Annotated in this window: 16 protein-coding genes; 12 read left to right on the top strand and 4 right to left on the bottom strand. The window is 69.7% G+C overall.

What is annotated here, in order from left to right; all coding sequences use genetic code 11:
* The first annotated feature begins 32 nt into the window (after nucleotides 1-32).
* Entirely contained in the window at nucleotides 33-890 is an 858-nt protein-coding gene (locus AC4PMY_RS00620; protein ID WP_491622675.1) for a UbiA family prenyltransferase, read from the top strand.
* Between the two features lie 9 nt (nucleotides 891-899).
* Here AC4PMY_RS00620 and AC4PMY_RS00615 read toward each other — a convergent pair whose 3' ends face one another.
* Nucleotides 900-2069: an aggregation-promoting factor C-terminal-like domain-containing protein gene (locus AC4PMY_RS00615; protein ID WP_491621765.1), complete on the bottom strand. Its 1170-nt coding sequence runs from the start codon at nucleotides 2067-2069 to the stop codon at nucleotides 900-902.
* Nucleotides 2070-2185: 116 nt separating this feature from the next.
* Here AC4PMY_RS00615 and AC4PMY_RS00610 point away from each other — a divergent pair, with 116 nt between their 5' ends.
* Together AC4PMY_RS00610 and AC4PMY_RS00605 are read left to right on the top strand one after the other, a co-directional pair.
* Nucleotides 2186-3358 (top strand): glycoside hydrolase family 3 N-terminal domain-containing protein, encoded by a 1173-nt coding sequence (locus AC4PMY_RS00610; protein WP_491621764.1) that lies wholly within the window; start codon nucleotides 2186-2188, stop codon nucleotides 3356-3358.
* 104 nt (nucleotides 3359-3462) lie between these two features.
* Entirely contained in the window at nucleotides 3463-4017 is a 555-nt protein-coding gene (locus AC4PMY_RS00605; protein ID WP_064295582.1) for a YceI family protein, read from the top strand.
* A gap of 62 nt (nucleotides 4018-4079) precedes the next feature.
* Here AC4PMY_RS00605 and AC4PMY_RS00600 read toward each other — a convergent pair whose 3' ends face one another.
* From AC4PMY_RS00600 to AC4PMY_RS00590, 3 genes are all read right to left on the bottom strand, one after another.
* Nucleotides 4080-5120, bottom strand: a complete 1041-nt coding sequence (locus AC4PMY_RS00600; RefSeq protein WP_491621763.1) for an FUSC family protein — start codon at nucleotides 5118-5120, stop codon at nucleotides 4080-4082.
* An 8-nt stretch (nucleotides 5121-5128) separates the two neighbouring features.
* Entirely contained in the window at nucleotides 5129-6094 is a 966-nt protein-coding gene (locus AC4PMY_RS00595; protein WP_079003898.1) for an App1 family protein phosphatidate phosphatase, read from the bottom strand.
* Between the two features lie 133 nt (nucleotides 6095-6227).
* The gene (locus AC4PMY_RS00590; protein WP_079002338.1) at nucleotides 6228-6908 is read right to left on the bottom strand and encodes a DedA family protein; all 681 of its coding nucleotides are present in this window, start codon (nucleotides 6906-6908) and stop codon (nucleotides 6228-6230) included.
* A 201-nt stretch (nucleotides 6909-7109) separates the two neighbouring features.
* Between AC4PMY_RS00590 and AC4PMY_RS00585 the strand changes: the two genes are divergently transcribed.
* The 9 genes from AC4PMY_RS00585 (at nucleotide 7110) to AC4PMY_RS00545 (ending at nucleotide 20812) form a co-directional block, all read left to right on the top strand.
* Nucleotides 7110-8531, top strand: coding sequence for a cytochrome ubiquinol oxidase subunit I (locus AC4PMY_RS00585; protein ID WP_079003899.1), 1422 nt, complete (start codon nucleotides 7110-7112; stop codon nucleotides 8529-8531).
* A 9-nt stretch (nucleotides 8532-8540) separates the two neighbouring features.
* The gene (gene cydB, locus AC4PMY_RS00580; protein ID WP_064295578.1) at nucleotides 8541-9545 is read left to right on the top strand and encodes a cytochrome d ubiquinol oxidase subunit II; all 1005 of its coding nucleotides are present in this window, start codon (nucleotides 8541-8543) and stop codon (nucleotides 9543-9545) included.
* Between the two features lie 9 nt (nucleotides 9546-9554).
* Complete coding sequence (gene cydD, locus AC4PMY_RS00575; protein ID WP_079002339.1) at nucleotides 9555-11261, top strand: thiol reductant ABC exporter subunit CydD; 1707 nt, start codon at nucleotides 9555-9557, stop codon at nucleotides 11259-11261.
* Nucleotides 11254-12924 carry a thiol reductant ABC exporter subunit CydC gene (gene cydC, locus AC4PMY_RS00570; protein WP_079002340.1) on the top strand — a complete coding sequence of 557 codons (1671 nt, stop codon included), beginning with the start codon at nucleotides 11254-11256 and terminating at the stop codon, nucleotides 12922-12924. The genes cydD and cydC overlap by 8 nt, the downstream gene beginning before the upstream one ends.
* Nucleotides 12924-14276 carry an anthranilate synthase component I family protein gene (locus tag AC4PMY_RS00565; protein ID WP_079002341.1) on the top strand — a complete coding sequence of 451 codons (1353 nt, stop codon included), beginning with the start codon at nucleotides 12924-12926 and terminating at the stop codon, nucleotides 14274-14276. Before cydC ends, AC4PMY_RS00565 begins: the two co-directional genes overlap by 1 nt.
* Before the next feature lie 116 nt (nucleotides 14277-14392).
* Nucleotides 14393-16954: a leucine--tRNA ligase gene (leuS, locus tag AC4PMY_RS00560; RefSeq protein WP_071260817.1), complete on the top strand. Its 2562-nt coding sequence runs from the start codon at nucleotides 14393-14395 to the stop codon at nucleotides 16952-16954.
* A gap of 151 nt (nucleotides 16955-17105) precedes the next feature.
* The gene (locus AC4PMY_RS00555) at nucleotides 17106-17525 is read left to right on the top strand and encodes a hypothetical protein (protein ID WP_491621762.1); all 420 of its coding nucleotides are present in this window, start codon (nucleotides 17106-17108) and stop codon (nucleotides 17523-17525) included.
* A gap of 165 nt (nucleotides 17526-17690) precedes the next feature.
* Complete coding sequence (locus AC4PMY_RS00550; protein WP_083397264.1) at nucleotides 17691-18392, top strand: ComEA family DNA-binding protein; 702 nt, start codon at nucleotides 17691-17693, stop codon at nucleotides 18390-18392.
* A gap of 2 nt (nucleotides 18393-18394) precedes the next feature.
* Nucleotides 18395-20812, top strand: a complete 2418-nt coding sequence (locus AC4PMY_RS00545) for a ComEC/Rec2 family competence protein (protein WP_491621761.1) — start codon at nucleotides 18395-18397, stop codon at nucleotides 20810-20812.
* Nucleotides 20813-20874 lie beyond the last annotated feature (62 nt).

Genomic DNA, 20874 nt, shown 5'->3' with positions numbered 1-20874 from the left:
GGGTGTCACCCTAAGCTGAGGCGGTGTTCTCCATGGTCCGTCGTCTGTTCGCGTCCTCCCATCCCGGACCGACCGTCGCGGTGACCGTCCTCGCCGTCATGCTCGGATCGGCCGTCGGCCTGCCACCCCTTCGGACGGCCCTGCTCGCCGTGGTGGTGTTCGTCGGACAACTCTCGATCGGCTGGTCCAACGACTGGCTCGACGCCAGACGCGATCGTCGCTCGGGACGACAGGACAAACCGGTCGCACGCGGCGACCTCAGCGTCTCGGCAGTCCGGGCGGCGGCGCTGCTGGCCGGTGCGGCGAGCATTCCGCTCTCGGCATCCCTCGGCTGGGCGTCGGCTGCCTCGCACCTGCTCTTCCTGGTCTGCGGGTGGGCGTACAACCTGGGTCTCAAGGCGACGGCCTGGTCGGTCGTCCCGTTCATCGTGGGGTTCGGCGCGTTGCCCGCCGTGGTCACCTTCGCGGCTGTCCCGCCGATCGCGCCGGCCGCGTGGACGCTCGCGGTCGGTGGACTGTTCGGTGTGGCGATCCACTTCACGAACGCCCTGCCCGATCTCGAAGACGACCTGCGGACCGGGGTCCGCGGTCTGCCGCACCGGCTCGGCGCGCGGACCGCCGGTCGGACGGCCTTCATGGCCCTCGGCGTCTCAGGTATGGTCGCCGTCCTCGGACAGAGCGGGATCTTCGTCGGCAGGCCCATCGCACCGCCGATCGTCGGGGTGCTGGGCGCTGTCGGCGTCCTCGCGCTCGTCGTGTGGGGGCTCGTGCTCGTCGGAACCCGAGCGCCGGACCGTCTGCTGTTCCGACTGATCATCGGGGCCGCCCTGCTCGTCACCGTGGTGCTGGCGGTGGCCGGGACGAATCTCGGCGCGGCCCAGGTCGGTTGAGACGAGGCGTCAGTACCAGTTGGTCGCTTCGGAGTGCGCCCACGCGCCGCAGGGGGAGCCGTACCGGCTGTCGATGTAGCTCAGGCCCCAGTTGATCTGCGTCGCCGCACTGGTGCGCCAGTCGTCGCCGGAGCTGGCCATCTTGCTCCCGGGCAGGGACTGCGGGATGCCGTAGGCGCCGCTGGACTCGTTGTAGGCGTTGACGCGCCAGCTCGACTCCCGGGTCCAGAGCTGCAGCAGGCACTGGAATTCTCCGCTACCCCAGCCGTAGGCGCCGATCGCGGACTGCGCGTACGCCTTCGCGCCGGCCGGGTCGGCCGCGAGGTCCGGCGGCGGAGCGCTCGTGGAACCCTCGCCACCGGTCGCCTCATTGCGCCGCTGCTCTTCCGCCGCGATCGCCTCCTGGCTCTGCGCGTAGGCCTGTTCGACCGCCGCCGTGGTGTTCTTGAGGACGGCGAGCTGCTGGTACAACCGGTCGCGATTGGCCTGCTGCTCGGCGACCGCCGCATCTGCGGCGTCGCTCGCGGACTGCGCCGTCTCGTAGCTGGCATCAGCCGCCTCCGAGAGTCGCTGACGTTCGGTCTCCGCCGCCGTCGCCTGCTCAGCGAGCGCGGTCGCCGTGTTGCTCGCGGCGGTCGCGGACGCGAGGTCTTGCGCCGAGGTCTCGCTCAGCTTGCTGATCGCACTGAGTTTGGAGAGGAGGTCGTCGTCGGCCGCACCGGAGAGGACGAGGGAGAGCGTCGGATCGACGCCTCCGGTGCGGGTCATCTGGGCGATGACCGCGCCGGCCTGACGCTTGCTCGATGCCGCTGCCGACGCCGCGGCCGTCGCCTGCGCACTAATGGTGTCGGCGACGGCGGCTTGCGCCTCGAACGCCGCCTTCGCTTCACCTGCCGCCGCACCCTGGCGGACGGCTTCGTCGCCGAGCCGGGCGGATTCGTCGCGCAGACCGTCGAGGAGGGAGACGATCCGGTCGGCTTCGGCCTGAGCGGTCGATTCGTTCGCTTTGGCCGCCTGGACGTCGTCCCAGCTCGGGTAGTCGGCGGTCCGGAACGAGGTGGGGGTCACGGCGGCCGCCGGGCTCGCAACCGACACCGCGATGACGAGCGCGGCTCCGAGGGCTGCGGCTCGCGAGATGCCCCTCGAGCGGGGCGAGAGGGCTGTCAGCGGCTTGCGCATGCGTCCATCCTGGCGGTCACCCACGCAAGTGTAGCCGTCGATGTCACATTCGTCACTCCTGCCACACCGCGAGCGACGCCCAGCCTGCATGGAAGATCCGAGCCTAGAGTGGGCCGGTGCAGCTGGGACGACGAGGGTTTCTCGCAGTCGGCGCCTCGATGGCGGCGGGTGCCGTCCTCGGCCTGTCCGGGTGCACGGGGCCCGGATCCTCGAAGCCGACGAACCGTCCCACGAGCACGACTCCGGCTGCAGCCGACCAGCGTGCGGCCGCCGAACTCGCAGCGATGACCCTGGAACAGCGGATCGCGTCCATGCTGATGCTCCACGCTCCAGGAACCGACCCGGGCATGCTCAGGGCGTTCGTCGAGCGGTATCAGCCGGGCGGCTTCATCATCATGGGCGACAACGTGCCGGGCCTCGCGGGGCTGCCTGCGGTGACGAGTGCCCTCAGCCCCGACCCGACCATGCCGCTGCTCATCGGCATCGACCAGGAGGGCGGCGATGTCCGGCGCATCGACGAGGACGTCTTCGCCGCTGCCGACACCCTGAAGTCGCAAGCGCCCGCTGCGAGCGAGGAAGCGTTCCGCCAGCGAGCGGCCATGCTCGCCGGTACGGGTTGCTCCGTCAACTTCGGCATCGTCGCGGACGAGACCGCCGATCCGAACTCCTTCATCTTCGACCGTGCCCTCGGGACGACGCCGGATGCCTCGGCGGAGCGGGTGGCCGCGGCCGTCCGTGGTGAGCGGGGCGCAGTGCTCAGCACGTTGAAGCACTTCCCCGGCCACGGGCAGGCGCCGGGAGACTCGCACTCGACGGTCCCGACGACGGCCATCGGTGCCGCGGACTGGGCTGCGACCGACGCCCTGCCGTTCGTCGCCGGTATCGAGGCCGGGGCCGAGGTCGTGATGTTCGGCCATCTGGTCTACTCGGCGGTCGACGCCGCGCCGGCGACGCTGTCGGCGGCGTGGCACGAGCGCCTCCGGAACGACCTCGGCTTCACCGGCATCACGATCACCGACGACATGCTCATGCTGCAGCACACCGGCCTGGCGGAGTACCGGAACCCCTCGGAGAACGCGATCCGCGCCGTGGCCGCCGGGAACACGATGCTGCTGTTCGTCCTCGGGGCTGACCCGTCGTCGAACGGTGTCGACCCGGCCGTACTCGTGGCCGACATCGCCGCCGCGGTCCGGTCAGGCAGGATTCCGGAGTCGACGGTCGCCGATGCGGCGCACCGACTGCTCCGCGTCCGGCTCGGCCTGCCGTCGCTCCGGCCGATGTCGCGCTGATGTCGGTGAGGAGAATTTCTCGGGGATGTGGGAATAGCTTCCAGGTCCGTGCGTTTGAATAGAACGTGGCGCGAGTGCGCCGACATCGACGCAAGGAGTACCGCATGACCGACACCCTGACGATTCCCGGCTACAAGGTTGGCACCTGGGAGGTCGACACCACGCACAGCGAGGTCGGCTTCAGCATCCGCCACATCATGGTCTCGAAGGTCAAGGGCAAGTTCGAGCGCTTCAACGCGACGTTCGTCACGCCGGAGAACCCCCTCGAGACGAAGGTCACCGCGTCCGCCGAGGTCGCATCGATCAACACGAACCAGCCCGACCGCGACGGTCACCTCCGCACCGGTGACTTCTTCGACGCCGAGACCTACCCGACGATCGACTTCGTCTCGACCGGCGCCCGCGCCAAGGGCGACGACTTCCTCGTGGACGGCGACCTCACGATCAAGGGCGTGACCAAGCCCGTCACCTTCACCGTCGAGTTCGGCGGCTTCGCGACCGACCCCTACGGCAACTACAAGTTCGGCGCCACGGCGACCACCAAGATCAACCGCGAGGACTTCGGCCTCACCTACAACGCGGCGCTCGAGACCGGCGGCGTGCTGCTCGGCAACGACGTCACGATCACCATTGAACTGCAGGCCGCGCACCAGGCGTAGTCCCAGGACGTCGAAGGGCCGGTGGAGCGTCGCTCCGCCGGCCCTTCGTGCATCCGGCCGACTCAGGTCGGTTCGCCGACGATCTCGTCGCGTACGCGGCGGAGGTCCTCCATGAGCGACCCGATCAGGATCCAGTGCTGGGGGTGCGGGCGGGCGATCACGAGGGGAGCGGTCAGTGCTGGGATCTCCGCGGTCTCGGTCGGTGGCTCGTCGGACGTGGCACGATCGTTGACGAGCAGCCTGAGGTCGTGGGCCGCTCGCGTGAGCTCGACCGCGATGTCCGCCACCGTCGGCTCCTCGTGCAGGGTCGGGTCGTCGTGGTCGTGCACCGATCGCGCCATGCCGAGGGTCCTCGTGACCACCGGCTCCAGTCGACGCAGCAGCAGGCGTTGACGGTCGAGCTCGTCACGGTGCCTCGATCGGCGCGGGTTGAGCAGCAGGCTGTCATCGCCTTCCTTCACCGCGGCGATCGCCCGGTCGCGCAGGGGCTTCAGCGCGCGGGCCTCCTGGAGCAGCGCCACCAGATCCGCGTCCGAGTTCGCACGCGTGAGTGAGGTGGCGAGATGGTCCAGGGTGTCGGCGCACGCGAGCGCGAGGGCGGTCACCGCCGCCTTCGCGGGAGCGAGGAGGACCGGTGCGACGAGGACGACGTTGACGAGGAGCCCGATGCCCGCACCGAGCACGGTCTCGACGATCCGCGCGACCGCGTAGTCCGGGGTCGCAGCGCCGATCGACAGCACGAGCATCGCGCTGATCGGGATCTGGTTCGCGGATCCGGGCCCGAGGCGGAGGACCCATCCGAGCAGGATGGAGATGACGATGGCCAGGAGCACGATCCAGGCGGAGTGTCCGAAGACGATCCCGATGGCCGTCGCGAGGATGACGCCGGTGATGACCCCGAGGCTGCGCTCGAGCGCCTTCCCGAACGACTGGTTGACGCTCGGCTGCACCACGAGGATAGCTGCGATGGCGGCGAAGACCGGGAGCTGGCCCGGGATGATCGTGATCGCGACGATCCAGGACGCGATGGCTGCCAGCGCCGTCTTCAGCACCTGGAGCAGGGGCAGGCGCGATCTGGTGCGCAGGACGGGGACGACGGACATCGGTGCCGTCAGAGCTTGTCGTGGAGCTGGTCGAGCAGTTCTGCGCCGTTCCCCGCGTAGACCCAGGGGGCGCCCGCGTGCTGGGTGCCGACCTTCGAGCGTCCACCGGCGAGCACCGCTTCACCGGGGGAGAGCTGACGGATCGCCACGGCGGCGACGCGGTCGGGGTGGCGTTCCTCGAAGCTCCGGTAGAGGGCCTCGTCGTGCTGTCCGTCGTCGCCCACGAGCAGCCACCGCAGACGAGGGAAGTCCTCGGCGAACCGGTCGAGGTTGTTGCGCTTGTGCTCGCGACCGCTGCGGAAGAACCGGTCGTGCGTCGGGCCCCAGTCGGTGAGGAGGAGGGCGCCGGCCGGGTAGAGGTTGCGGGAGAGGAACCGGGTGAGCGTCGGCGCGACGTTCCAGGCGCCGGTGGAGAGGTAGATGATCGGCGAACCGGGGTGCTCACGCGCCGTGCGCTCGAGGAAGACCGCCATACCTGGTACCGGTGTCCTGGCGTGCTCGTCGAGGACGAAGGTGTTCCAGGCCGCGACGAGCGGGCGGGGGAGTGCCGTCACCATCACCGTGTCGTCGATGTCGGAAACGATGCCGAACTCGATGTCGTCGGCGACGATGAAGACCGGGGCTTCGACCGGGTCGCTGCCCTCCGAGCTCAGTCTGAGGGTGTGCCAGCCGGGGGTGAGTGACACCTGGACCACCGCGTCGACCACTCCGCCTCGATCGCCCGTGACCGTGTGACGCTGCCCGTCGACCTCCACCTCGACCGTCGGGTCGGCGATGCTCAGCGCGAAGAAGCTCTTCCAGCCGCGCACCTTCTGCTGCGGTTGGACGGTGGTCTTACCCGGTTCCGCCAGGACGACCCTGGCCAGGACACGGATCCAGGACGTCGATCCGTAGCCGGTGAAGGGGATGACCGCCGCCTCGCGTCCGTGCCGCCTCGCACGACGCTGGCGGCGCAACTGGACGGCGTCCTCCATCCGTGCGGCGAAGTGCCGGATCTGCTCGGCGGCGTCGGAGGAGGCCGTTGGACGATCGTCGGATGCCTTCACCCGTTCAGTCTGTCATGCCGGTGCGTCCGGCCCGCCGTCTCGCGGCGATGACGGTCGTCTGCTACTGGGGCGTCGAGTCGTCGTCGGGTGGTGTCGCGTCCTCCTGGGCCAGCATGTGTCGCTCCTCGCTCCGCTGGAGGAGTCGCTTCACGACGAGGACCACGACGGCGAAGACGACGATGATGCCGACGAAGACGTAGCCCGCCCAATGGAGTCGGTCCGACAGCTCGCGATAGCTGCCCGCGGCCAGTGCGCCGACGGAGACGTAGGCCGAGGACCAGATGACGCAGGCGGGCAGCGTCCAGGAGATGAAGCGTCGGTAGCTCATCGTGCTCATCCCGACCGTGAGAGGGATCAGCGAGTGCAGGACCGGGAGGAACCGCGAGATGAAGACGGCGATGCCGCCCCGCCGGTCGAGATAGCGCTCGGCCCGGGCCCAGTGCCGCTCGCCGATCCGGCGGCCGAGTCTGCTGGCACGGATGCGCGGGCCGAACCAGCGGCCGAGCGCGAAGCCCACCGACTCACCGATGAGCGCGCCGGTGATGACGGCCAGGATCATCGAGATCCACTGGACGGGTCCGACGACGGCGGTGCTGGCGACGATGACGACCGTGTCGCCCGGGACGACGAGGCCGACGAGGACCGAGGTCTCGAGCATGATGCCGACGCCGGCGAGGATCGTGCGCGTCACGGGGTCGACGCTCTGCACCAGGTCGAGCAGCCAGCCGAGCACGTCGTTCACGGCTCAGAGCCTACTGCCGCGGTTGTGGGAGCGGCTCGGAAACGCCTGTTAGGACACCCTTGGATGTGTGGTCTGACCACAGGCGTGAAGTCCTGTACCATTGATCTCGACGACATGGATCGAAGCCACGGGGATGACCACCCCGATCGGGCCGCACCTGCGCCGCCTTCCCTGGATGCCGCGAAAAATGGAGTGTTCATCGTGAACGACCTTCTCGACCCGCTACTGCTGTCCCGATGGCAGTTCGGCCTCACCACCGTCTACCACTTCATCTTCGTACCGCTCACCATCGGCATGGCGGTGACGGTCGCAGGGTTCCAGACCGCCTGGGTCCGGACCGGCAAGCTGCACTACCTGCAGCTCACCCGATTCTTCGGGAAGATCTTCCTCATCAACTTCGCCATGGGCGTCGTGACGGGCATCGTCCAGGAGTTCCAGTTCGGCATGAACTGGTCCACCTACTCCAGGTTCGTCGGCGACGTCTTCGGCGCACCGCTGGCACTCGAGGGCCTGCTCGCCTTCTTCCTCGAGGCGACGTTCATCGGGCTCTGGATCTTCGGCTGGGACAAGCTGTCACCGAAGCTCCACCTCGCCACCATCTGGATCGTGGCGCTCGGCACCGTACTCTCGGCCTACTTCATCATCGCGGCGAACGCCTTCATGCAGAACCCGGTCGCCTTCCGGATCAACGAGGAGCGCGGTCGCGCCGAGCTCACGAACATCTGGGAGCTGCTGACCAACAAGGTCGCCCTGGCAGCCTTCCCGCACACGATCTTCGCGTGCTTCATGGTCTCCGCAGCCGTCATCATCACCGCTGCGGCCTGGCACCTCGCCCGGGGCCAGCACGTCGAGGCGATGCGCCCGGCGCTCAAGGTCGGAGCGTGGAGCATGCTCCTCGCGGGCGGTGCCACCATGCTCGCCGGCGACCAGCTCAGCCTCGCCATGGTCGAGACCCAGCCGATGAAGATGGCGGCTGCGGAGGCGATGTACAACACGGCGAGCGGTGCCGACGCCTCGTTCTCGATCTTCACCCTCGGCACGCCCGACGGCGTCCACGAGCTCTTCTCGATCCGTATCCCGTACCTCCTGTCGTTCCTCTCGACCCACACCTTCGACGGCACGGTGGAGGGCATCAACGACCTGCAGGCGCAGTACACCCAGCTCTACGGTCCGGGCGACTACTCGCCCGTCATCTGGGTCACCTACTGGGCGTTCCGCTGGATGATCGGTCTCGGCCTCGCCTCGATGCTCGTCGCGGCCGCCGGTCTCTGGTTCACCCGCAAGGGCCGCGAGCCGAAGCGCTGGATGTGGCGCGTTGCGGTCTGGGCCGTCCCGATGCCGTTCCTCGCCATGACCATGGGTTGGGTCTTCACCGAGATGGGCCGCCAGCCGTGGATCGTCTTCAGCCTGTTGAAGACGGAGGACGCGGTCTCGCCGAACACCACCGGCCTCGACGTCCTGATCTCGTTGATCGCCTTCACCGTCGTCTACGGATCGCTGCTGGTCGTCGAGTTCGGCCTCCTGAAGAAGACGATCAAGGCCGGGCCCGACCCGATCGAGCTGTCCGAACCCGACGAGGACGGCGTGCAGAAGCCCGCCGCCCCCGCGACCACGGTCTACTAGGAGCGCATCATGGACCTCACGATTCTCTGGTTCTGGATCATCGCCGCACTGTTCGTCGGCTACTTCGTCCTCGACGGCTTCGACTTCGGCGTCGGCATGACGATCCCCTTCCTCGGGAAGGACGAGACCGACCGCCGGATGCTCATCAACACCATCGGGCCGGTCTGGGACCTCAACGAGACCTGGCTGATCGTCGCCGGTGCGAGCCTCTTCGCCGCCTTCCCCGAGTGGTACGCGACCCTGTTCAGCGGCTTCTACCTCCCGCTGCTGTTCATCCTGCTCGCGCTCATCATCAGAGGGGTGTCGTTCGAGTACCGGCACCAGCGGCCGGAAGCCTCCTGGAAACGGCGCTTCGACCTCATGATCATCGTCGGCTCGGCCCTGCCGGCCTTCCTCTGGGGCGTCGCCTTCGCGAACATCGTCCAGGGCGTCCCGCTCGACGCCGACCACAATTTCACCGGCACGCTCTTCACCCTGCTCAACCCGTACGGCATCCTCGGTGGTCTCACGACGCTCGTGCTCTTCTTCGCCCACGGAGCCGTGTTCGCCTCGCTGAAGACCGAGGGCGACATCCGCGAGCGCGCCCGCCGCCTCGCGAGCCGTGCCGGGCTTGTCGCGATCCTCCTCGCGGCGTCGTTCCTCGGCTGGACCGTCCTCGCGCACTTCTCGCTCCCGGTGCTGATCCTCGCCGCCATCGCCGCGGTCTCGCTCATCAGCGCCTGGTTCGCGAACAGCCGAGGGCTGGAGGGCCGTGCGTTCGCGCTCATGGCCGTGACCGTCGCGGCGGCCGTGCTCACCCTGTTCACCGCGCTCTTCCCAGCGGTGATGCCGGCGAGCAACGACCCGGCGAACAGCCTGACGATCGCGAACGCCTCCTCGACCGAGTACACCCTCACGGTGATGTCGTGGACCGCCCTGATCTTCCTGCCGCTGATCCTCGCCTACCAGGGATGGACGTACTGGGTGTTCCGCAAGCGCATCACGCGGAAGCACATCGAAGCCGCCGCGCACTAACCTGTCATCGTGCGCCCCCTCGATCCGCGACTGCTCCGCTATGCCCGCGGAGCCCGGTCGGTCCTCGGACTCGGCGCGGTCATCGCGCTCGTCCAGACCGCCTGCACGCTCGGGTTCGCCTGGTTCGTCGCCCAGCTCGTGTCCCGGTCGATCGCGGGGGATCCGGTCGAGGAGCTCCTGCCGTCGCTCTGGCTGCTGATCGGCATCGTGGTGCTGCGTGCCGGGACCGTCCTGGCATCCGACTCGGTGAACGCCCGTGGCTCCGCGATCGTCCGCAGTCAGTTGCGGCGGGCCCTCGCGGGTGCGTTCGAGACGCTCGGGCCGGGGTGGGTCTCGCGTCGGAACTCCGCCGCACTGACGACCGTGGCGGGCCGCGGGCTCGACGCCCTGGACGCGTACTTCGGTCGCTATGTCCCGCAGCTCATCCTCACGGCGATCGCCATGCCGATCATCGCGGCGGTGATCTTCGTCCAGGACCCGCTCAGCGGCATCACGGTGATCGTGACGCTCCCGCTCATCCCCGTCTTCATGATCCTCATCGGATTCGCGACCCAGGCGGTGCAGCGGCGCCAGTGGGAGACCCTGGCCCACCTGTCGCGCGGGTTCCTGGAGCTCGTCGCGGGCATGGCGACCCTCAAGCTGTTCGGACGGCAGCACCGGCAGGTGCAGCGGATCCGGACCGTCACCGAGGAGTACCGCGTCGAGACGATGAAGGTCCTGCGGTTCTCGTTCGTGAGCGGCTTCGCCCTCGAGCTGCTGTCGAGTCTCGCGGTCGCCGTGGTCGCGGTCGGCATCGGCCTGCGGCTCCTCGACGGCTCGCTCCTCCTCGGAACCGGGCTCTTCGTGCTGATCCTGGCCCCGGAGGCCTTCCTGCCACTGCGGAACGTCGGTGCGAACTACCACGCGGCCGCGGAGGGCGTCACCGCCGCCGACGAGGTCTTCGAGATCCTCGACGAAGCGAAGGCCGTGCGCGAATCGCCGTCGGCTCCTGATCAGGTCGGCGATTCTGCAACGGTCGGCGACTCCGCTCGCCCGACGTCTGGCCTGGTACTCGACGGTCTCGGCGTGCAGTACGACGAGCTGCGGGTGCTGGACGGCCTCGACGCGACGTTCCCGGCCGGCGTGTTGACGGCTGTCGTCGGCGCCAGCGGAGCCGGGAAGACGAGCATGGCGTCCGCGATCCTCGGATTCGTGGACGCCACCGGATCGATCCTGCACGACGGCGGACGCGTGCCGCCCACGCCCGGCGGACGACGCTGGCTGTCGTGGGCGCCGCAGCGTCCGGTCCTCATCGCCGGGACGGTCGGCAGCAACGTCGCGCTGGGCGACGGCGCCCCTGACGAGGCGCTCATCGTCGAGGCGTTGTCGGCACTCGGGCTGTCCGCGCTGCCGCTCGGACACCCCATCGGCGCGGTCGGCGACGGCGTGAGCGGTGGGCAGGCGCAACGGATCGCGATCGCGAGGGCCCTCTACCGGCTGCGGCGCACCCCGGCGGATGCCGGAACGCCGGTGCTGCTGCTCGACGAACCGAGTTCGGCGCTCGACGCCGCGTCCGAGGCGCTCGTCATCGAGGCCGCGCGCGACGCCGCTCGGGCCGGGGCGGTCGTGATCGTCATCACCCACCGACCGTCGATCGTCGAACACGCGGATGCCGTGCTCGAGATCCGCGTGCGGTCGGAACGCGTCCAGGACGACGAGGTGATGCTCCATGGATGAGCGCGTCCGACAGATCATCCGACTGGCGCAGCCACCGGCTCGCCGCTTCGTCCCTGGACTCCTGGCCGGCATCCTCTCCGCGGGGGCCGCCGTAGCGCTCCTCGCTTCGAGCGCGTTCCTCATCACGAAGGCCGCCGAGCAGCCCTCGATCGTCGAGCTGGGTGTCGCCGTCGTCGGGGTGCGCGCGTTCGCGCTGGCCCGGGCGTCCTTCCGGTACCTCGAACGCCTGCTGAGCCACGATGCTGCATTCCGTCAGTTGGCGCAGCTGCGCGCCGGCATCATCGAACGCGTCATCCCGGTGGCTCCCGACGGACTGCAGCTCACCGGGCGGGGCGACCTCCTCACCCGCCTGGTGACCGATGTGGACGAGCTGCAGAACGTGCCGTTGCGGGTCGTCCAACCACTGGTGGTGTCGGGTGTCGTCGCCGGAGCCTCCGTCATCCTCACGACCGCGCTGCTCCCGGCCGCCGGGATCGCGCTCGCGGTCTGCCTCGTCGCGGCATTCCTCGTCTCGTGGTTGCTCGTGAGTCGGGTGGCGGCGCGCGCCGAACGCGAACTCGCGCCGCTGCGCGGTGCGCTGTCGGAAGCCCTGCTCGAGCTCGTGACCGGTCTCGACGTGCTGACCGCCTACGGCGCGGTCGATGCCGCGCGGGCACGGATCGAACATGCCGACGCGGCACTCACGCGCGCGATGGTGCGGCGGGCCGCGGGCGCTGGGGTGGCCGGCGCCGTCCTTTCCCTGGCTTCCGGGGCGTCCGTCGTCGCGGCGCTCTGGGCAGGCATGCCTGCACTGGGAACGATCGGCGGCCCGGCGCTCACCGTGATCGTCCTCGTCCCGCTCGCCGTGTTCGAGGTCTGCGCGATGGTGCCGCTCGCGTTCGGGGCCTGGCGGGAAGCGGTCGCGAGTGCTGAGCGCGTGGCGGACGCGGTCCCGAGCGAGCGCCCACGCGAGATCCCGGACGAGGACTCCGGCAGCATCCTCACGCCGACCTTCGACGGCGTCATGCTCGAGGCGGAGCACCTCAGCGCACGTTGGCCCGGGAGTACGGCGGCGGCGCTCGCACCGATCAGCTTCCGGCTGTCGGCCGGCGACCGACTGCTCGTCGAAGGCGACAGCGGAGCCGGGAAGACCACCCTGGCGCACACCCTCGTCCGCTTCCTCGAGTACGAGGGTGGGTACCGCGTCGGCGGCGTCGAGGCACGCGACCTCCGTCCGGACACGCTGCGCGAGTCGATCGGGCTCGTCGAGCAGCGTCCGTTCCTCTTCGACGCAGACATCCGCCAGAACCTCCTCTTCGCGAGGGACACGGCCGACGACGCGGAGCTCGAGGCCGTACTCGAGCGGGTCGGGCTCTCGTCCTGGCTCGCCGAGCGTGGTGGACTCGACCGCCCGGTGGGGGAGCACGGCGCGCTCGTCTCCGGGGGGCAGGCGCAGCGCATCGCCCTCGCCCGTGCGCTCCTCCGCGAGTTCCCCGTGCTCGTGCTCGACGAGCCGACGGCCAACGTCGATCCCGAGCGTGCGACCGCCTTGCTCGAGGATCTGCTCGGTGTCGCGGGATCCGAGGGTCGTGCGGTCATCGTGATCTCGCACACGCCGGTTCCCGACGAGCTCGTGACCGGTCGCCTCCGGATCGTCGCGCCGCCGATCGCGGCCGTCGGCTGATGCGATCCACCGGAGCACGCCGGCAGGTCGTCCTCCCGGCCTGGTCCGAGCCGGAGGACGTCTACCGCCGCGTGTTCGCTGACGAGCCCTGGGCGGCCTGGTTGGATTCGGGCCAGGGCGCCCGGACCGGCGTCAGTCTCATCGGACGCGGGACCGAACGCCTCGTCGCGGACGTCCGGCTCGGCACGGTGGAGCGCGTCAGCCAGGTGTCAGCCTCGGTCGACCGGACGACGATCCTCGACGCCCTCCGCACCGTGCGTGCGGAGGGCGACCCGGGCGATTGGGTCGGGTGGTTCGGCTACGAGTCGGGGGCAGGGCTCGTCGGGGTTCCTGCACACGCGGCCGCCACCCCGGATGCGCTCTTCCTGCGCCTCGACGATCAGGTGCGGTTCGACCATGCGGCGCGGACGGTGACGATCTCGTCGGACGATCCCGACTGGATCGCGACGACCGTCGAGCGGCTCAGCACGGCGGCCGAGCCTCCTCCCGTGGCCGAGGCTGCCGGCGGGGTCTGCGCGCCTCGCCACAGCGACGCCGCATACGTGCGGCTCGTCGAGCGGTGCCAGGAACACATCACCCGTGGGGACGCCTACCAGCTGTGCCTGACGAACCACCTGCGCGTCGACGGGGTCCATGACCCGCTCGCGACCTATCTGCTGCTGCGCAGGACGAGCCCCACGCACCACGGCGGCTTCCTCCGGTTCGGTTCGATCAGTCTCGCGAGCGCGTCTCCGGAGCAGTTCCTCGAGGTCTCGGCCGACGGCCGCGTCCGGACGAAGCCGATCAAGGGGACCCGGCCGAGAGGCGCCGATCCCGAGGAGGACGCCCGTCAGCGCGCCGATCTGCTCGCGAGTCCCAAGGAGCGCGCTGAGAACCTCATGATCGTCGATCTGATGCGGAACGACCTCTCCAGAGTCTGCGAGCTGGGTTCCGTGGCGGTGACGGCGCTCCACCACGTCGAGAGTTACCCGCAGGTGCACCAACTCGTCAGCACCGTCGAGGGACGGTTGCGCGCAGGGCTGGATGCACTCGACGTCGTCGAGGTCGCGTTCCCGGCCGGATCGATGACCGGGGCCCCGAAACGCCGGGCGATGGAGCTGCTGTACGACCTCGAAGCGGGGCCGCGCGGGGTGTACGCCGGTGCCTTCGGCCTGCTGTCCGCGGACGGATCGATGGACCTCGCCATGGTCATCCGCTCGATCGTGATCGATCCGCAGGGTGCGTCGATCGGCACGGGTGGTGGCATCACGGCGCTGTCCGACGCCCGGGAGGAGCTCGAGGAGACGTGGACCAAGGCGGCGGCCCCGCTGGCAGCACTCGGCGTCGGACGTCCGCCTGCCGAATCCCGGTAGGCTTGACCGTTGGACGGAGCGCCGTCGTGCGCTCCAGCCCGTCCATCCTGCGGCCGAGCGCCGTGCGAGCAACCCACGGGATTCCACCCCCAGCACCTGCAGTGATTGAGAGTGACGTGTCAGACGAGCGCAACACCGACGACCGCCGAGACGGCGAGCGGTACGACTTCCAGGCGATCCAGGAGAAGTGGCTTCCCGTCTGGGACGAGCTGAAGCCCTTCGCAGCGGGCGATCCCGCCGACAAACGTCCGCGCAAGTACGTGCTCGACATGTTCCCGTACCCCTCGGGCGACCTGCACATGGGTCACGCCGAGGCGTTCGGTTTCGGCGACATCGTCGCGCGGTACTGGCGTCACCAGGGCTTCAACGTCCTGCACCCGATCGGCTGGGACTCGTTCGGTCTCCCCGCCGAGAACGCGGCCATCCAGCGCGGTGTCGACCCGCGCGAGTGGACCTACGCGAACATCGCGCAGCAGAAGGCCAGCTTCCGTCAGTACGGCCCCTCGTTCGACTGGGACCGCGAGCTCCACACGAGCGACCCCGAGTACTACCGGTGGAACCAGTGGCTGTTCCTCCAGCTGTTCGAGAAGGGCCTCGCGTACCGGAAGGCGAGCCCCGTCAACTGGTGCCCGAACGACCAGACCGTGCTCGCGAACGAGCAGGTCGTCGACGGACACTGCGAGCGCTGCGGCGCCGAGGTGACGAAGAAGAAGCTCACGCAGTGGTACTTCCGCATCACCGACTACGCGGACCGCCTGATCGACGACCTCAACCAGCTCGAGGGCACCTGGCCGGCCAAGGTCCTCAGCATGCAGCGGAACTGGATCGGTCGATCCAACGGTGCGGACGTCTCGTTCTCCATCGAGGGTCGTTCAGAGCCGGTCTCCGTGTACACGACCCGCCCCGACACGCTGTACGGCGTGACGTTCATGGTCGTGGCGCCCGACTCCGAGCTCGCAGCCGAGCTCGTCGCCGACACCTCCGACGAGGTCAAGGGGCGCTTCCAGGCCTACCTCGACAGCGTCAAGGGTGAGAGCGAGATCGCTCGGCTCGCGACCGACCGCCAGAAGACCGGCGTGTTCCTCGAGCGCTACGCGATCAACCCGCTGAGTGGCGAGCGCCTGCCGATCTGGGCGGCCGACTACGTCCTGGCCGACTACGGTCACGGGGCGATCATGGCGGTTCCCGCGCACGACCAGCGCGACCTCGACTTCGCGCGGGCGTTCGACCTGCCCGTGCGTGTTGTGGTGGACACCACCCAGCCCGTCACCGGTGCCATCCCGATCATCGTCGACGGTGAGCTGCCGGAGGACCTCCCGTCGATCGATCCCGCCAAGACGGGTGTCGCGCTGACGGGCGACGGTCGCCTGACGAACTCCGGCCCGTTCGACGGCCTGAGCAAGGCGAACGCGATCCCGAAGGTCACTGCGGCGCTCGCGTCGAGCGGTCTCGGCGCGAAGACGAAGAACTACCGTCTCCGCGACTGGCTCATCTCGCGACAGCGCTACTGGGGCACGCCGATCCCGATCATCCACTGCGACGCCTGTGGCGAGGTGCCGGTCCCCGAGGATCAGCTCCCCGTGCGGCTGCCGGACGCCGCGGGTCTCGACCTGCGTCCGAAGGGCATGAGCCCGCTCGCGGCGGCAGAGGACTGGATCAACGTGGACTGCCCGTCGTGCGGGAAGCCTGCGAAGCGCGACTCCGACACCATGGACACCTTCGTCGACAGCTCGTGGTACTTCCTCCGGTTCCTGAACCCGACCTCCGACGAGATCGCGTTCGACCCGAAGGAGGCCGACAAGTGGGCCCCGGTCGACCAGTACGTCGGTGGTGTCGAGCACGCGATCCTGCACCTGCTCTACTCGCGGTTCATCACGAAGGTCCTGTTCGACCTTGGCAAGGTCGGTTTCACCGAGCCCTTCAGCGCGCTCCTCAACCAGGGCATGGTCATCCTCGACGGTTCGAAGATGAGCAAGAGCAAGGGCAACCTGGTGGAGTTCGCCCAGGAGCTGCGGTCGTACGGCGCCGACGCCCTGCGCGTCACGATGGCGTTCGCCGGTCCTCCGGAGGACGACATCGACTGGGCGGACGTCTCGCCGGCCGGTTCGGCCAAGTTCCTGGCACGCGCCTGGCGGGTCGCGCACGACGTCACCAGCTCGCCCGACGTCGCCTGGAAGGACGGCGACGAGAAGCTGCGGAAGGTCACGCATCACTTCCTCGCGGAGGCTCCAGGGCTCATCGAGGCGGGCAAGTTCAACGTCGTCGTGGCACGGCTCATGGAGCTCGTCAACGCGACGCGGAAGGCGATCGACGCCGGGCCCGGCGCGGGCGACCCAGCCGTGCGCGAGTCCGCCGAGGTCACGGCCATGGCGCTCGACCTCTTCGCACCGTTCACCGCCGAGGACATGTGGGCCAAGCTCGGCTACCAGCCGTCCGTCTCGCTGGTGCCGTGGCGGAAGGCCGACCGGTCGCTGTTGGTCGAGGACCAGGTGACCGCGGTGGTCCAGGTCGACGGCAAGGTCCGCGAACGGCTCGAGGTGTCGCCGAAGATCTCCGGCGAGGAGCTCGAGCAGCTCGCACGCGCGAGTGCGGCAGTGCAGCGTTCCGTGGGCGACCGCGAGATCGTCAACGTCGTAGTGCGTGCGCCGCGCGTGGTGAGCATCGCCACGAAGGGTTGATGCGGTTCGGGGCGGGCCCTGTGGCCCGTCCCGAACACGCTCGGAGCGCTCGGGGACGACCATCGAGTCGGACCCCGTGTCCCATCCACGGCAGGGTGTTCTCGGATCGCGTCCCGACCGCTTGCCTGTGCCTCCTCGATAGCATGACCGGGTGACCGCTCTCTCCCCATCAGTACAAGCGCTCCGCGTGTTCCAGATCCTGTGGGTGATCGGCTTCCTGATCGGAACGACCACGCACACTGCGGATTTGATCCTCGGCGGGTTGGACGTCTACGGCGGCTTCCCGCCCGGCGTCCGGCTGTTCTGGGTGACACTCACGGTCTTGGACCCCATCACCGCTGTGTTGATCGTCCTTCGACGGCGCTCCGGCATCGTGCTCGGTATCGCGGTGATCGTCGCCGACATCGCCGTGAACTGGACCGTCTTCGTTCTGCTCGGCGGACTCTCGTGGTTCGGCGTCATCAATCAGAGCCTGTTCGCGGTGCTCATCGTCGTGACCGCTCGCCCGCTGTGGATCTGGTTCGGGCAGTCTTCGACGCGAGAGCGGGCTGAGCCAGCCAGAGTGGCCTGACCCCCCCCGGTCGGAAGACGACCAGTCAACACCGAGGCGCTCGGTGAGCTGACTGCATTCTGCATCCCAGGCGAACGCGCTCCACAGGGGTCGTCGCGGTGCGGTCGGTGCCCATGGCGACGGCGAGCGTGTGGTGCGGGGCGTCCGGGCTCGTAGCGTTCGAGGATGACCATCGAACCGGAACCCACGTCCCACCCGGTGCCGTCCAGGCGTTCGTCCACGCGCCGTTTGCTCGGTGAGCTACCGCGCCCGGAGTTCCGCGCCGGGGCGGTCGTCGTGCTGGTGATCGCGGCGCTCGTGGTCGCCATCCTCGTCTCGCTGTTCACCTCAGGCGGGGCGGTCAGGACGATCGGTGGGGTGGAGCTGTCGGCTGACGCGAGCGCCGTGCCCGCCGTCACACCGGGATCGACCGCGCCCGCCGGCTCGGCGGCCGGCGAACTGTTCATCCATGTACTCGGAGCGGTCGCGGCCCCTGGTGTCTATCGGCTGCCGGACGGATCACGTGCGTTCGATGCGGTGGCGTCCGCCGGCGGCCTCCTACCGGAAGCGGACACCAGTGCCGTGAACCTCGCACGGTTCGTGAACGATGGCGAGCAGCTCTATGTCCCCGTGGTCGGCGAGGTGCCACCTGGCGGAGGCGCGAGCGGGTCGGCTGCCGGGAGTCCGTCCGGCTCGCAGCTCGTCAACGTGAACACGGCATCCGCGGCCGAACTCACCGCACTCCCGCGGATCGGGGAGGCCCTCGCTGCACGCATCGTCGACTGGCGGGAGGCGAATGGACCGTTCGCCACCCTCGACGACCTGAGCGCCGTCGAAGGCATCGGCGCGAAGACCCTCGAGGGGCTTCGCGCGGCGGCGACGGTGTGACCGTGGACGCGGACACCGGACCGACATCCGGGCGAGGTGGGAGCGCGACGCGGTTCCCACGCCTGCTGATCCCGGCGGCGGTCACCTGGGTCGGTGCGGCCGTCTGCAGCGCGGCTCCGACGCTGGCCTGGGGTGCGGTACTGGTCGCGTTCGTCGTCGCCTCCGCCTGCCTCGGGTGCAGCACGGTCGTCCGGCGTCGCCGTGCGGAGCATCGCCCCGGGGAGCGTCGGACAGGGGCTGTCGTCATCACGACACTCTTGCTCTGCGCCTGCGCCGCGGCGCTGTTCTGCATGGTCGCCGCGTCGATCGCCGCACGCGCGCCTGACCGGCAGCCGGAGGCGCTGCTAGCGCTCGGGAGCACGCCCGTGGATGCCGAGGTCGTGGTGACCGGTGACGCGGTTCCTACCGGGTCGGTCACGGCTGCACCCACGGTTCGGTTCGCAGCCGACCTGGTGACGGTCTCGGACGACAGGGGAGTCCTGGAGGGACTCTCGGTCCCGGTCCTCGTCTTCGCGCCGGTGCCGGCGGATCGGGCGCCGAGGATCGGTGAGCGCTGGCGCGTCGACGGCCCCCTCCGATGGAATGCACCGGGTGATGCGCGGGCAGCGCTGCTCTTCGCGCGGGAGGAACCCGAGCTGCTGGGGGAGCCGCCGGCGATCCTCGACTGGTCGGCGTCGCTCCGTTCCGGCCTCGTCGGGCTCGCGTCCACCTTGCCCGGCCCGGGCGGGGAACTACTGCCCGGCCTTGCGATCGGCGATGTGAGCCAGGTGAGCGACGCGGTCACGGAGTCGATGCAGCGCAGTTCACTCTCACATCTGACGGCCGTGTCGGGCGCGAACTGTGCGGTCATCGTGTGGCTGGTCAGCGCAGCGGTCGCAGCGGTCGGCGGTGGGCGGAAGCTCAGGATCTCGTGCGCCCTGTTGTGCCTCATCGCCTTCGTCGTCCTCGTGACGCCCCAACCGAGCGTGCAACGGGCGGCACTCATGGCCTCCTTCGTGCTGGTGCTGGGCGGCTTCGGGCGGCCGATCAGGGGCCTCGCCGCGCTGTCGTTGGCAGTGGTCGTCCTCCTCGTCGCCGACCCTTGGCTGGCCGGGCAGTACGGCTTCGGGCTCTCGGTGCTCGCCACCAGCGGTCTGCTGCTCCTGAGCGGACCCCTGACGGACCTGCTCGGTAGGTGGCTGCCGCGGGGGATCGCGGCTCTCATCGCGATCCCGGCGGCCGCCCAGCTCGCCTGCCAGCCGATGCTCGTCCTCCTCGACCCAGTGATCCAGCTCGGCGGTGTCCCCGCGAACCTGCTCGCGGGTCCGGCCGCCGCGCCCGCGACCATGCTCGGGCTGCTCGCCTGCCTGCTGGTCCCGTTCGCACCACCACTCGCATTGCTCGTCGCGTGGCTCGGGTGGGTGCCCGCGACCTGGATCGCCGCGGTGGCCCGGTGGTTCGAGGGCGTCCCTGCTGCGCGGGTGCCGTGGCCGGAGGGGCCGCTGGGCGTCGTGCTCGTCACCGTGCCGACGGCCCTGATCGCCACGCTCCTGCTGTTCCGTCGGGGTCTGCCTCCGCGGTGGTCGAGGACGATCGGGGTGGCGGTGGTCGTGTCGCTCGTGGCACTGTGCGGTCGGGCGGTCGGGGACGGACTCGGCCCGGCCCTGCACCGGCCGGGCGACTGGATCGTCGCCGCCTGCGACGTCGGTCAGGGCGACGCGGTCCTCCTGCGACAGGGCACCGCCACCGCGCTCGTCGACGTCGGGCCCGACCCAGAACCGCTCCGCGCGTGTTTGGACGAGCTCGGGGTCTCTCGCATCGAGATGCTCGTCCTCACCCACTACGACCTCGACCACGTCGGAGGCCTCGACGCGGTCGTCGGGAGGGTCGACGAGGTGCTGCTCGGGCCGGTCGACGACCCGGAGGACGAGCGCATCGCCCGAGTGCTCCGAGCGGCCGGCGCCGAGGTGCGACAGGCCGGCGCCGGAGACCAGGGGGTGCTGGGGGATCCGGAGAGCGCGGCGCCATGGCGCGTCCTGTGGCCGGACCCCGCGGCAGGCGGCGTCGAACCGGGGAACGACGCGAGCGTGGTGGTCCGGTTCGACCTGCTCGCCACATCGGTGCTGCTGCTCGGCGACCTCGGTGAGGAGGCACAGGACCGACTGCTCGGACGGCACGCACTCGGGGATGCTGTCGACATCGTCAAGGTGTCGCATCACGGTTCGGCCGATCAGAGCGACCGCCTGGCGCGCCGGGTGGGCGCGACGGTGGCGCTCGTCTCCGTCGGGGCCGACAACGGCTACGGGCATCCGACACGCTCAGCGCTCGAGCTCTACGAGGCCACCGGGGCCGAGGTCCTCCGCACGGACGAGTCGGGGACCATCGTCCTCGGCCCAGGCGACGGCGGCGGGTTCCGCGTGTGGTCGGAGCGCGGCGGGTGAGCCGCCGACCGCCCCACCTGGCGTCGGCGGTCGCCGGTAGACTCGGACGGTCGAGAGGAGCC

This window comes from Plantibacter sp. MDV22-iso1 (genome assembly GCF_058408345.1).
The sequence above is the reverse complement of the archived record's forward strand: the minus strand, read 5'-3'. Positions and strand labels throughout refer to the sequence as shown.